Annotated in this window: 9 protein-coding genes; 5 read left to right on the top strand and 4 right to left on the bottom strand. The window is 66.6% G+C overall.

From position 1 onward, the window contains the following. Nucleotides 1-198: 198 nt before the first annotated feature. The 3 genes from VT03_RS24695 to polX all read right to left on the bottom strand — a co-directional run bounded on the left by VT03_RS24695 (nucleotide 199) and on the right by polX (nucleotide 5,351). Complete coding sequence (locus VT03_RS24695; protein ID WP_082846816.1) at nucleotides 199-1,956, bottom strand: amidohydrolase; 1,758 nt, start codon at nucleotides 1,954-1,956, stop codon at nucleotides 199-201. 67 nt (nucleotides 1,957-2,023) lie between these two features. Continuing rightward, nucleotides 2,024-3,247, bottom strand: a complete 1,224-nt coding sequence (locus VT03_RS24690; RefSeq protein WP_082846510.1) for a serine hydrolase domain-containing protein — start codon at nucleotides 3,245-3,247, stop codon at nucleotides 2,024-2,026. 382 nt (nucleotides 3,248-3,629) lie between these two features. Next, nucleotides 3,630-5,351, bottom strand: coding sequence for a DNA polymerase/3'-5' exonuclease PolX (polX, locus tag VT03_RS24685; protein ID WP_075095470.1), 1,722 nt, complete (start codon nucleotides 5,349-5,351; stop codon nucleotides 3,630-3,632). A 112-nt stretch (nucleotides 5,352-5,463) separates the two neighbouring features. Between polX and VT03_RS24680 the strand changes: the two genes are divergently transcribed. Further along, nucleotides 5,464-7,782 carry a LamG-like jellyroll fold domain-containing protein gene (locus VT03_RS24680; protein ID WP_075095469.1) on the top strand — a complete coding sequence of 773 codons (2,319 nt, stop codon included), beginning with the start codon at nucleotides 5,464-5,466 and terminating at the stop codon, nucleotides 7,780-7,782. Nucleotides 7,783-8,213: 431 nt separating this feature from the next. Here VT03_RS24680 and VT03_RS24675 read toward each other — a convergent pair whose 3' ends face one another. Then, nucleotides 8,214-8,645, bottom strand: coding sequence for a DUF2177 family protein (locus tag VT03_RS24675; RefSeq protein ID WP_075095468.1), 432 nt, complete (start codon nucleotides 8,643-8,645; stop codon nucleotides 8,214-8,216). A 170-nt stretch (nucleotides 8,646-8,815) separates the two neighbouring features. Here VT03_RS24675 and VT03_RS24670 point away from each other — a divergent pair, with 170 nt between their 5' ends. From VT03_RS24670 to VT03_RS24655, 4 genes are read left to right on the top strand one after another with little or no spacing between them, the layout of a single operon-like run. Beyond that, complete coding sequence (locus tag VT03_RS24670; protein ID WP_075095467.1) at nucleotides 8,816-10,135, top strand: NAD(P)/FAD-dependent oxidoreductase; 1,320 nt, start codon at nucleotides 8,816-8,818, stop codon at nucleotides 10,133-10,135. Next, nucleotides 10,132-10,992: a DUF1365 domain-containing protein gene (locus VT03_RS24665; RefSeq protein WP_075095466.1), complete on the top strand. Its 861-nt coding sequence runs from the start codon at nucleotides 10,132-10,134 to the stop codon at nucleotides 10,990-10,992. Before VT03_RS24670 ends, VT03_RS24665 begins: the two co-directional genes overlap by 4 nt. Then, complete coding sequence (locus tag VT03_RS24660) at nucleotides 10,973-12,325, top strand: SAM-dependent methyltransferase (RefSeq protein ID WP_075095465.1); 1,353 nt, start codon at nucleotides 10,973-10,975, stop codon at nucleotides 12,323-12,325. The genes VT03_RS24665 and VT03_RS24660 overlap by 20 nt, the downstream gene beginning before the upstream one ends. Then, nucleotides 12,322-13,377 (top strand): SAM-dependent methyltransferase, encoded by a 1,056-nt coding sequence (locus VT03_RS24655; protein ID WP_075095464.1) that lies wholly within the window; start codon nucleotides 12,322-12,324, stop codon nucleotides 13,375-13,377. Before VT03_RS24660 ends, VT03_RS24655 begins: the two co-directional genes overlap by 4 nt. The last annotated feature ends 32 nt before the right edge of the window (nucleotides 13,378-13,409 follow it).

Here is a 13,409-nt window from a genome sequence, read left to right as displayed (position 1 = left end):
AGTCGGCTTCACATCCCGGCAGCCCTCGCTGCCGGGCTCCCGCTCCGGGCCAGCCACGACGCGCCGAACAGCCGCACGGCTGTTTCGTCCGCAGAAGTGAAACACCAAGACACAAAGATCTCACAAAGGTCACCAAGGCGCTCCCCTTTGAGCATCTCACCTTCGTGCTCTTGGTGCCTTCGTGTTTAACCGACCGGCTCACTTCCGTCCTGCGTCATACACCTTCTGCCCGGCCAGATAGGTCGCGAGGACAGTCGTCTTCCGCACGTCCTCGACAGGACAGCTCAGCAGGTCGGTGTCGACGATCACGAAGTCGGCGAGCTTGCCTGGTTCGAGGGAGCCGACCTTCTCTTCGAGCTTCATCAGGTAGGCGTTGTTCCAGGTGTAGAAGCGGATCACCTGCTCGCGGCTGAGGGCCTCCTCCGGATGGAGCGTCCCTTCGAACCACTTTGCCTGCCGCGTCAGCGCGACCCACATCCCGAGGAACGGGTGGTACGGATTCACGGACGTCTCGGCGTCGATCCGCTGCATGTGGTCGCTCCCGCCTCCCGCGATCGCTCCTGCTTCGAACAGACTCTTCAGCGGCTGGAAGTATCGCAGCCGTTCATTGCCGAACTGCCGGACCAGAGTGCGGGTGTCGAGATAGAGCCACGCGGGCTGGATGTCGACCGGGATCTGGAGTCGGGCGCACATCCCGACCGCCTCACGGCTCATGAAGTTGGAGTGCGTCAGGCTCGACCGCGTCGGCCCGACGGGGGTCGTCTTGTTGACCTCGTCATACGCCCCGAGGAGAGCATGGACCGCGCCGTCCCCGACGCTGTGGGCGGTGAACGCCAGCCCGCGTTCGACACAGGCCCTCACGGCCGGCGTCAGAGTCTCCGGCGGAATGTAGAGCAGGCCGCGGTACTGGTTGTCGTCGATCCCGTAGATCTGGCTGACGCCCCACGGCTCGCGCATGTACGCGCTGCCGGTCAGCATCCCGCCATCGAGGAAGACTTTCACTCCCAGGATCCGGACCAGATCGTCGTCCGTCGTGAACGCCGGATCGGCGGCGAGCTTATCGAGGTCCGCGACGACCTTCTCGATCGGCTGGTCGACCTTCAGGCTCCGCGACATCCGCACCCGGACCGTCAGTTCCCCTGCCTCGCGCAGCCGGAGGTACTGCTCCTGGCCCCCGGAGCTGCAGTTCCGGTCGATCACGCCGGTGATCCCCCAGCGGTTGTAGTCTGCAAAGAGCAGCTTCAGCCTCGCGTCGGACTCGGCGGCGGTCGGCGACCGGCCGGACGAGCCCTGCGTCTTGATGTACCGCCCGGCCGTCCGGATGATCCCGGTCGGCTCGCCCGCCTCGTCCCGCTCGATCTTCCCCGCTCCGGTTTCGCGGAACTCCTTGTCGATCCCGTTCAGCTTGAGAGCCAGCGAGTTGACCGAGGCGTCGGGCCCCGTGCTGAACATGACGGGATGCTTCGGGGCTGCCTCGTCGAGTTCCTTCCGATTCGGATACCGCTGCTCCTTCAGACGGGTGATGAACACCTGCCGCAGCGTGATCCAATCCCCTTCCGGCACGACCTTCGTTCGTGCCCGGACATAGTCCAGCACATCGGCGATCGACTCCATCGCCGGGATCGGATGGTCGAACTCATGCAGGCTCGCCCCGCCGGGATGAACGTGCGAGTCGATCAGCCCCGGCAGAACCATCTTCCCCTGGAGGTCGACCACCTCCGTCTTGTCGCCGCGATGCTTGAGGATCTCCTCCGTCGTCCCGACGGCAACGATCTTCGATCCCAAGACCGCCATTGCGGACGCGATCGAAAACCCCTTATCGACCGTAACCACGCGGCCCGAATGGACGATCAGGTCCGCGGGCTCCGCTCCCCGCGCTGAACTGAGCCAGCTCAGAAACATGCCCGCGAACAGGTACGCCGAACAGAGGCGAGGGACGGACACGATTCCGGTCATGCGGTTCATCTCCGTCACCTCGCTGCTCCCACTCGAAAACTTCGTCACGGCGTGCCCGAAGGCCGATTCACTTGGCCGTCGCGAACCGTTCCCGCGCCGCCTTCTGGAAGGCGGGCTGGATCTTTCCGCCGTCATCGTTGGCATAGCCGCCGTGCTGGACCATGTAGACGAAGATCAACCCAGCCTTCTTGTCGATGGTCATGTTCGTGGCATGCGCCCCGCCGTGACCGAACGAGTTCCCGTCGGTCGAGAACCCCAGTCCGTAGCTCTCCTTGACCGACTGCGGCGTCTGCCGCTTCGTCAGTTCGTGGACCGCCTCCGGTGAGAGGATCTGCTTCCCGTCGACCGTTCCGTCGTTGAGGATCATGCGGCAGAAGCGGGCCATGTCCTCGGCAGTCCCGAACAGTCCGCCGCCGGGCATCGGGTACCGTCCTTCGTGCTTCTGCAGCGGGTACTGGAGCTGCGAGATCGGGAACGCCTCGAGATTGGTCTTGGCCTTGTCGGGCCGGTAGGACTTGGCGAGCCGCGCAACCTGTTCCTCGGTCGGCCAGAAGCTGGTGTCTTTCATTCCGAGCGGGCGCAGGAGGCGTTCCTCGAGGAACTGTTCGTACGGCATGCCGCTGACGACTTCGATGATCCGCCCGGCGCTGTTGATGCCGGCATTGCTGTACTGGTACTTCGTCCCCGGATCGTAGATCAGCGGCGTGATGGCGTAGCTGCGGACGGCGTCTTTGAGCGGCAGGCCGTCGAGGGTCGGCGTCTCCAGTTCGGACTTGAACGGCATGCCGCTCGTGTGCGAGAGAGCTTCGCGGACGGTCGGCGGGTGGGAGGGCTTCTTTAGGAGGACGTGGCTGCCGTCCTTCTCCACTTCCATCCACAGGGTCTTGAACTCCGGCAGGTATTTTTCGACGGGGTCGTCGAGTTTCACCTTTCCTTCGTCAACGAGGATCATCACGGCCGCGGCGGTGATCGGCTTCGACATGGAAGCGATCCAGAAGACGGTTTCCGGCGCCATCGGCTTCTGGCGTTCGATGTCCGCGAAGCCGACGCTCTCGGTCGCCAGTGTCTTGTTTTTGTCGGACACGACGAGGACGGCTCCGGCCAGCGTGTGCTTCTCAACGAACGGAGCGAGTGCCGCGGCGAGGGTCTTTTCGTTGGCGGCCTCCTGTGCCAGCAGCCGGGAACCGGTGGACGGGAGAGCCAGGGAAGAGAGCGAGAGGGCAGCCACGAGAGCAGCCCGGGACGACAGCCAGTGGAGAGAGCGAATCGGAGAGCGCGAGACGCCAAGCATGCGACACATCCTGAACGAGTGGAACGCGGAACCCATTCAGGGTTGTTTATAGAAAAGCAGAACGGCGAACAACGATGCCCGAGCACGGGGCATGTCCGACCGGTCCAGGGGCACCCTGGTCAGGGGATGCAAGGGGGAGAATCCCCCTTGCCCGCCGGAGGCCTGACCGTCGAGAGACATCTGAAGGAGTAAGTGTCCAATCGCGAACAACGTGCCGTATGCCCCCTCACCAACACGCGGGTACCCCGAAGGGGACGTCCGTTGTTGACCACGGTTCCTCATGGAAGTGCCTCCGGCGGCAAGGGGGCGTGGCCCCCTTGACCCCAGGCTGCCGTGGCACATTGGGTTTGAGCAATCAGAGCTGCGCCGGCATCAACGCGGTTCAGATCGTCTTCTTCAACAGCTTCTTGAACGCCGACCACGGCTTCGTGTTCGCCACATCACCCTTTGTCAGCCCCGCCCGCCGAGCCTGATACACCCCATACTCCATCGCCTCAAACCCCGCCGTACTGTGAGCATCGGTGTTGATGACGATCGGAATCCCCAGATCCCGAGCCGCCGCCGCATGGATATCGTCCAGATCCAGCCGCGCCGGATTGGCATTGATCTCCATCATCACCCCATGGTCCGCCGCCGCCTTCAGCACATCCTCAAAATCCACATCCGCCGGCGCCCGCCGTCCAATGATCCGCCCCGTCGGATGCCCGATCACCGACACATACGGATTGCGAATGGCTGTCACCAGCCGCTTCCGGATCTGATCGCGCGGCTGCTTCAGCCCATAGTGCAACACCGCCACCACCCACTCCGCCTCCTGCAGGATCTCGTCCGGCAGGTCCATTGTGGCATCTTCCAGGATGTCGCACTCGATGCCGCACAGTACTTCAATCCCGGAGATCGACTTCCGCACCGACTGAATCGCCCGCCAGTGCTCCAGACACCGCGGCCCATCCAGCCCATTCGCCATCGCGACCCGCTTCGAGTGGTCCGTGATCGCGATGTACTTGAGACCGCGGGCCTTCGCCGCTTCCGCCATCTCCAGAATCGACGCCGTCCCGTCAGACGCCGTCGTGTGCATGTGCAGGTCCCCCTGGATGTCCTCCAGCTCCAGCAGCTTCGGCAGTTTCCCCTGCTCGGCCAGCTCAATCTCGCCGCGGTTCTCCCGCAGCTCAGGCGGAATCCACTCCAGGTCGACCGCCCGATAGATCTCTTCCTCGGTCCGCCCCGCGACCGGCTTGTCATCGCGGAACAGCCCCCACTCGTTCAGCTTCAGCCCCCGCTCCTGCGCCCGGCGGCGAATGACGATGTTGTGCTCCTTCGACCCCGTGAAGTACTGCATCGCCGCCCCATAGGACTCCTCGGGAACGACCCGCAGGTCCAGCTCCAGCCCCTCCGTCAGCCGCACCCGCTGCTTCGTCTCCCCCCGCTGCAGCACCGCGGCGACCAGCGGGTTCGCCGCCAGCTTGTCCATCACCGCCTCGGGCTCGGTCGACGTCGCGAGCACATCCAGGTCCGCGCACGTCTCCCGCCGCCGTCGACAGCTCCCCGCCACGTCGCACTGCTTCACCGCCGTCAGCGTCCGGAGGTCCGCCACGATCGCATCGGCCAGGATCTTCGCCTCCGCCAGATAAACCCGCTGCCCCGCCTGCTCGGCCATCGGCAGCCCTTCCAGGATCATCTGGGCCGTCTTCTTCCCGAATCCTTTGAGGGCCGCGATCTGCCCCCCCTCGGCCGCCGCCTTCAGCGCCTCGAGCGTCTTGACCTTGAGCTCCGTCAGAAGCGTGGCGACCTTCTTCGGCCCCAACCCTGGAATCCGAAGGATCTTGAGCGCCACCGGCGGCACCTGCTTGCGAATCTCCTCCAGCTGCGGCAGCGCCCCGGTCTCGACGATGACGACGATCTTCTTCGCCAGGTCCTCGCCGATCCCCGGCAGCTCGGTCAGGGCCGCCACCCCCTGCTCCGCCAGCGTCTCGATCGACTCGCTCAGGCTTTCGATCGTCCGCGAGGCGTTCCGGTACGCCCGCACGCGAAACGAATTCGCCCCCTGAATCTCCAGCAGGTCGCCAAGCTCATCGAACAGGCGGGCAATTTCAGGGTTCTGCATGGTCTCTCGGCCAATCGTCGTTCGAGACCGGACGAAAACCTCGCCGGTCGTCAGCCGACCACATTATATTGATTGGGCCATTCGCCGCCCTCCTGACCGCCGCGCTCCTGCCATGCACACACCGGACTCCATCCCGCGTCGTCCTTCGGGCGCCCGCAACGCCCGAGGCTCCGTTTCCAAAGCCGTCGCCCTGACGCTGGGGCTCCTCGCCGCCGCCGGAGCGGTCGCCGGGTTCTGGCTGCTCGCCACGGTCGGGACCGCAACGAAAGCGATGGCGGCCGACGGCCCGCTGCAGGACAAGACCCTCGTCGCCTGGGTCGCTCCGGCCAACCTGACGCAGCGCGGCGGCAGCGCCCTGACGCTCGACGACCTCGGCGGTCACTTCGACGGCATCGTCTTCGGAGAACTCACCCCGGCCAGGTGGATGGCGGGGAGCGAGTTTTACCGGCGGACGATGCAAAACCAGGAGAACTGGCCCGCCGAAACGGCGACGCCCGCCAAGCTCGTCCAGATCGCCATCACCTACCGGGGCCGGACGGTCACCACCTACCACGACGGCGTGGAGTATTCGCGGCACGAGATCGCCGACGCGCCCGTCTCGTTCGGCCCGGGAACGGTCGTCATGATCGGTCCGCGGCACATCGCGAACCGGCAGTTCTTCGCGGGCGCCATCGAGGACGCCCGCATCTACGACGCCGCCCTGACGGCGCAGGAGATCGCGGCCCTGCGGCCGGACACCAACGGCGGTCCCGCGCCGTGGGCGTGGTGGAGTTTCGATGAGAAGACGGCCCGGGAGCGGACCGGCCGCTTCCCGCAAGTTCGACTGCAAGGGGGAGCGAAAGTGGAAGAAGGTCGGTTGATCCTGAATGGGCAAGGCGCGGCGCTCTTCGCCGCGGTGGAGGCGGGCGTCGTCGAAGAGACCGCCGCCAAATCCGCGCCGGAGACGGAGACGCCCGCCAGAGCCCCGGTCCCCGCGGAGCAGTACGTTCTCAACTACCACCTCATGCATCCGGGGGGAGACAGCGTCCCGGGAGACCCCAATGCCGCGTTCTGCCTCGACGGGGTCTACCACCTGCACTACATCCTCGGGCATCCGTGGAATGGGAAGCACTCCTTTTCGTTCGTCCACGTGACGAGCCCGGACATGCTCCACTGGACGTGGCAGCCGACCCAGCTTCAGCCGTCGTTCACCGGCCACGGCATGTTCAGCGGCACCGGATTCCTGACCAAGGAGGGCCGCCCCGCCGCGATCTATCACGGCGAGTCCTCGGGCCGGAACCAGATCGCGATCGCCAAGGACAACCAGCTCTCCGCGTGGGAGAAGCCCTACCCCGTCGAGCCGAAGAATCCGGACGGCACCGAAGCCAAAGTCCAGCACTGGGACCCGGACTGCTTCCTGATCGGCGACACCTACTACTCCATCTCCGGCGGCGAGAATCCCCCGCTCTTCAAGTCCCAGGACCTCAAGAACTGGACCGTCGTCGGCCCGTTCCTGCAGCGGGACCTTCCCGACGTCGCGATCGGCGAGGACATCTCGTGCCCCAACTTCTTCCCGATCGGCGACAAGTGGATGCTGCTGTGCATCTCGCACGACCTCGGCTGCCGCTACTACCTCGGCGACTGGGACGCCAAGGCGGAGCAGTTCGTGCCTGAGCGTCACGGCCGGATGAATTTCCGGCGCGACGGCCAGAGCCTCTTTGGCCGCAGTTCCTGGCGGGTCGACTACTTCGCTCCCGAGAGCGTGAAAACGCCCGACGGCCGCCGCGTCATGTGGTCCTGGCTGGCGACGCTCGACCGGAACAACGGCCACATGGACCTGCGGACGATCCAGTCTCTCCCCCGCGAGCTGAGCCTCGCGGAAGACGGCAGCCTCCGGATCCAACCGCTTCGCGAGCTTGAGTCGCTCCGCCACGATCCGGTGACCGCCAGCGACATCGCCCTCACCGACATCGCCCGGGACCTCCTCGCCGACAAGCTTCCGAAGGGCAAGACGATCGCCCAGCTACCGGGCGAAGCGGCTGAGCTCCGGATCACGATCCCGCGGCGGGAAGCCCTTCGAAAACTCTTCGGAATCACGCTCTTCGCCGACGGCCAGGGGGGTGGGCTTCCGATCATTTTCCGTCCGGAAACCGGAGCGCTGCGGGTCGGCACGTCTGAGGCCCCGTTCGCGATCTCCGACCTGCCGGAGAACGAGGACATCGAACTGCGGATCTTTGTCGACCGCTACCTCGTGGAAGTCTTCGTCAACGGCCGCCAGGCCCTCATCGGCTCCTACCCGAACCACACCGGCAAGCTGAACGTCGAGGCGTTTACCATCGGCGCCCCCACGACGTTCAAGACGGTGGATGTCTGGAAGCTCCACCCGACGAACCAGGGATTTCGAGAGGCCCAAACGGACAGAAAGTGGGAACCGGCCACCAGTATTCCATAAGACGGCCGATCGGGAGGGCGAAGGGCGAGGATGAGCCCGGTATCTCGAATCCCGTCCTTGCCGGCGCGGCTCTGTTTGCTCAAACCCATTGTGCGACGGCAGCCTGGGGTCAAGGGGGCCACGCCCCCTTGCCGCCGGAGGCACTCCTGTGAGGAACCGTGGTAAGCAACGGACGTCCCCTTTGTGGGACCAGCGTTGAGGACTCCCTCAAACCACACAGCGTGCTTTGGAGTCCCCGCGGGTTGGTGAGGGGGCATGCGACACGTCGTCCGCGCTTGGACACGTCCCCCTTCCGATCTTGTTCGACGAGACGGCCTCCGGCGGGCAAGAGGGCGTTGCCCCCTTGCATCCCCCACCAGGGGTGACCCCCTGGACCCCGGTTTCCTTTGTCCGCTGGCACGCCGCCACCATCCAGCAAACAGACGCCGGCACTACTCGACCGGAAGGCGGGTCGTCATCCAGCGCTCCGCCACGCGGACAATGACCGCCGAGAGGGCACAGACCGTCGCCCCCCACGCCAGATCGACGAGCGTCATCCTCAGCGAGAACTTCTCGATGGTGGCCCGATTCGTCAGGTCATAGACCCCGTACACAATCAGGCCGAACAGCGCTCCCCAGCCCGCCGCCTGGCCCACCGTCGCCTCCGCGCCCATCGCCGGCCGGACGAACGCGACAATCCCCAGCGGAATGAGAGCATAAACCAGCACGGCCGGAATCCACCGGGGCGAGAGCCCCCCGTCCGCTCCACGTTTCGCCAGCTCCCCCAGCTCCGCGTTGTAGAACGCTTTCATCACCACGCCGATCCATACGGCGTCGATCGCCAGGAAGATCGGCAGCAGAATCAGGTACAGCTTGATCGCCATCGGACGGGCTCCGGCAAGGTGTCGTGGAGTCGACCGCAAGGAACGCGCCGCCGCAACTCTGGAAATTGTTTCTTCCACCAGTTAAATCGACCTCCGCAGTGCGGGTCAGGGGCGATGTCGCGGTTCGCGCCACCGCGGTAGGCCCTGCCCGAACAGGATCGAGCGTCCGGATGAAGATCGCGATTGTCGGCGGCGGAATCTCGGGATTGATCGCCGCCGAAGACCTGCGAGACCGTCACGACGTGACGCTGCTGGAAGCCCGGCCGGCGCTCGGCGGCCACACCCACACGGTCGACGTCACGCTCCACGGCCGCCGCTACGCCATCGACACCGGGTTCATCGTCTTCAATGACCGGACCTACCCCCGCTTCTGCCGCCGGCTCGAGGAATGGGGGGTCGCCTCCGACCCCACGGATATGAGCTTCAGCGTCCGCGACGACGCGGCCCGCCTCGAATACAACGGCTCCACCCTCAACGGCCTCTTCGCGCAGCGGCGGAATCTCTTCTCGCCCAGGTTCCACCGCCTGATCCGGGACATCCTCCGCTTCAACCGGGAAGGGACCGCCCTCGCCCTCGATCCGCCGGGTGACGAAATCACGGTCCGCCGCTTCCTGGAGGACGGCCGCTACTCCCGCGCGTTCGCCGACCAGTATCTCCTGCCGATGGGGGCCGCGATCTGGTCCTGCCCGACCGGGACCTTCGAGCAGTTCCCGATGCGGTTCATCGCGGAGTTCTACCACCACCACGGCCTCCTCAGCATCCGCGACCGGCCGCAGTGGCGGGTCATCCGCGGCGGTTCGCGAACCTACATCGAGGCCCTCCTCCGCCGCTGGAACGGCGGCGTCCGACTGCGACTCGGAACCTCGGTCGAAGGGGCCCGCCGCGGCCCGGACGGGGTCGAACTGGACCTGGCCGGAGGAGAGCGGGAAACGTTCGACCACGTCATCTTCGCCTGCCACAGCGATCAGGCCCTGCGGATCCTGCGGGACCCGGGCGACGCGGAGCGGGAGGTGCTCTCGGGGTTTCCGTACAGCCGCAACATCGCGGTCCTGCATACGGACGTCCGCTTCCTCCCCCGCCGCCGAAGGGCCTGGGCGAGCTGGAACTACCTGTGCCGCAGCGAGGACGCCTCGGCCCCCGCGACCCTGACCTACTGCATGAACATCCTGCAGCACATCGCCTCGAACGATGTCTTCTGCGTCACGCTGAACTGCGAAGAGGCGATCGATCCCGCCCGCGTCCTCGGCCGGTTCGTCTACGAACATCCGATCTTCTCGGTCCGTCGCCGCGCCCTCCAGACGCGGCACGCGGAACTTCTCGGCCGGAACCGGACCTCGTACTGCGGGGCGTACTGGGGGAACGGCTTCCACGAAGACGGCGTCGCCAGCGGGATGGCGGCGGCCGCGGCGGTCCACCGCCTCGCCGGAACCGGCCCGTCCGAAGCCGCGTCGCCGCCACCGCCGCAGGGGAGCCTCCTGACCGCCTCATGAAAAGCTGCCTCTACGAAGGGACCGTGACGCATCGCCGGAGAACACCGGTCGAGCATGCCTTTTCGTACGCGCTCTACATGACCTATCTCGACCTCGCGGAGCTTCCCCCGCTCCTCGACCGCCCGGGGCTGTGGTCCGCCCGCTGGCCGGCGGTGGCCCGGTTCCGCCGCGCCGACTACCTCGGTCCCCCCGAGGAACCGCTCGATGAATCGGTCCGGAACCTTGTCGAGAGTCGCCTCGGCTTCCGGCCGCAGGGCCCCGTCCGGCTCCTGACGAACCTGCGGTCGTTCGGCTTCAAGATGAACCCGGTCAGCTTCTACTTCGGGTTCTCGCCGGACGAGCGGCTGGAAGTGCTCGTCGCCGAGGTGACCAACACCCCCTGGAACGAACGGCACTGCTACGTCCTCGATCTGCGGGACGGCCCCGTGGAAGGCCCCCGCCGCCCGGTCGTCCCGAAAGCGTTCCACGTCTCGCCGTTCCTCGCGATGGCCTTCGACTACACGTGGCGGATCGAGCCCCCCGGCGAGCGGCTGCGGCTCTCTATCGAAAACGTCGCCGCGGAGGGATCGCCCTTCGACGCCGCCCTCGCCCTCCGCCGCGTCCCCTGGACTGCCTGGAACCGCACGCGGGTTCTCCTCCAGTATCCGCTCATGACGCTCCGGGTCGTCGCGGGAATCTACTGGCAGGCTCTGCGGCTGTGGCGGAAGCGAGTCCCCTACGTCCCGCATCCGGGCCGTGCGGGTCCGGCCGTGCCGGAGCCTGCATCCAGCACCGGGCAAACCTTGCCTGCGGCCCCTTCGCCCCCTCGTCCCGATCTCACACGCGTTCCGGCACCTGATGTCCACGACCACTGTTGAATGCGGCACTCTTCCGACCGTCCGCCCCGGCCTCCTCCAGCGGTTCGCTCGGTCCGTCGTCTTCCGCGCCCTGGGAGCGATCCGCCGCGGCCGGCTGATCGTGACCGACTCCCTCGGCACCGAGGCATTCGCTGGCCCGGCCGCCGGTCCCGAGGTGGCGATCACCGTCCGCGACCCGGCGTTCTACGGAAAGATGCTGCGGGGCGGGGTCAATGCCGTCGACGACGCCTACCTCGACGGCGGCTGGGACTGCGACAACCTGACGGCCCTCTTCCGGCTCTTCATCCAGAGCCCCGACTCGACGGACCAGCTCTCGACGAACCGCTGGTCCTGGCTCTCGCGGCTCCGCGAGCGACGCGCCCATCTCCGCCGGTCGAACACCCGCGGCGGCAGCCGCAGCAACATCCGCTCGCACTACGACCTCGGCAACGACTTCTTCCGGCTGTGGCTCGATGAAACGATGGCCTACTCGAGCGGCGTCTTCCCGACGTTCGACGCCACGCTCCGCGAGGCCTCACTCGAAAAGTTCGACCGCGTCTGCCGCAAGCTCGATCTCCAGCCGACCGACCACGTGCTGGAAATCGGAAGCGGCTGGGGCGGCTTCGCGATCCACGCCGCCACGCGCTACGGCTGCCGGGTCACGACCGCCACGATCTCGCAGGAGCAATACCGGGTCGCCTGCGAACGGATCGAGGCCCACGGCCTTCGCGACCGCGTCGAAGTCCTTTGCTGCGACTACCGCGACCTCCCCGGTCAGTACGACAAGCTCGTCTCCATCGAGATGGTCGAGGCGGTCGGCGACGAATTCCTGGACGACTACTTCCGGCAGTGTGGCCGCCTGCTCCGGCCGCACGGATCGTTCGTGATCCAGGCGATCGTCATGCCGGAGCGGCGCTACCCCCAGTACCGCCGGTCGGTCGACTTCATCCAGCGGCACGTCTTCCCCGGCGGCTTCCTCCCCTCGGTGTCGGCGATCCTGGAGTCGATCGGCCGGACGAGCGACCTGCGGCTCTCGCACCTTGAGGACTTCTCGCCGCACTACGCCGAGACTCTCCGCCGCTGGCGGGCCGCCTTCCTGGAGCGACTCGCGGAGGTCCGCGCGCTCGGCTATCCGGAGCGGTTCATCCGCCTGTGGGACTACTACCTCTGCTACTGCGAAGCGGTTTTCGCCGAGCGGGAGGTCGGAGTCGTCCAGATCCAGTTCGACAAGGCCGAGTGCCCCGCCGACCCGCTCCAGATCGGCGGCCGCGCGGCGTCGCGCCCGCTCGACACCGCCACGACCACACCCGTCCCCTCACCGGTCTCGCCGGGAGAGACGCGGAGCGCGACATGAGCTGGACCGACCTCGGGATCGCGGCCGCCGAACGGGGACTCGTTCCCGACCCGGTCCTGCGGAACGTCATCCGCCGTCTCTGCCGCCGCCGGCTCCGCGACTGTGAACGGGACTACCCCCGCCGCGACGGCGTCCCGTCCTTCCTCCCCTGCCTCCGGACCGGACCGATCGCCCTTGTCCCGGAACGGGCGAATGAGCAGCACTACGAAATCCCGCCGGCGTTCTTCGAGGCGGTCCTCGGCCCGCGGCGGAAGTACAGCTGCTGCCTGTTCCGGACTCCCTCCGCGACGCTCATCGAAGCCGAAGACGCCGCCCTCGAGGAGACCGCCCGCAACGCGGATCTCTCCAACGGCCAGCAAGTCCTGGAACTTGGCTGCGGCTGGGGATCGCTCTCGCTCTGGATGGCGGAGCGCTATCCGCAAAGCCTCATCACCGCCGTCTCAAACTCCGCTCCACAGCGGCAGTTCATCGAAGCCCAGGCACGACAACGGGGCTTCACGAACCTGACCGTCGTGACGGCCGACATGAACACGTTCGATCCGGCGAACGCGTCCACCGTCCCGACGGAGTTCGACCGCGTCGTCTCCGTGGAAATGTTCGAGCACATGCGGAACTACGACCGGCTCCTGGAGCGGATCGCCCGCTGGCTCGCTCCCGACGGCCGGCTGTTCGTCCACGTCTTCTGCCACCGCGACCACCTCTATCCCTTCGAGGAGGCGGACCCGTCCGACTGGATGGCCCGGCACTTCTTCTCCGGCGGCCTGATGCCGAGCCGCGACCTGTTCCGCTGGTTCGACAATCGGTTCACCGTCGAAGCTCAGGCGGACTGGAACGGCACGCACTACGAACTGACCTCGAACGCCTGGCTGGCGAACCTCGACGCCCGCCGCCAGGAGGTCGAACAGATCCTGACGAAGACCTACGGCCCCGCCGACGCCGCGCGGTGGCTCCACCGCTGGCGGATGTTTTTCCTCGCCGTCGCAGAGCTGTTCGGACTGGCCGGCGGGAACGAGTGGTGCGTCACCCAGTGCCGGCTCCGCCCCGTCCGTTAGCAGGCAGTCCGGGAACACCCGTTGCAGCACCA

It is taken from the genome of Planctomyces sp. SH-PL14 (assembly GCF_001610835.1).
GTDB lineage: Bacteria > Planctomycetota > Planctomycetia > Planctomycetales > Planctomycetaceae > Planctomyces_A.
The sequence above is the reverse complement of the archived record's forward strand: the minus strand, read 5'-3'. Positions and strand labels throughout refer to the sequence as shown.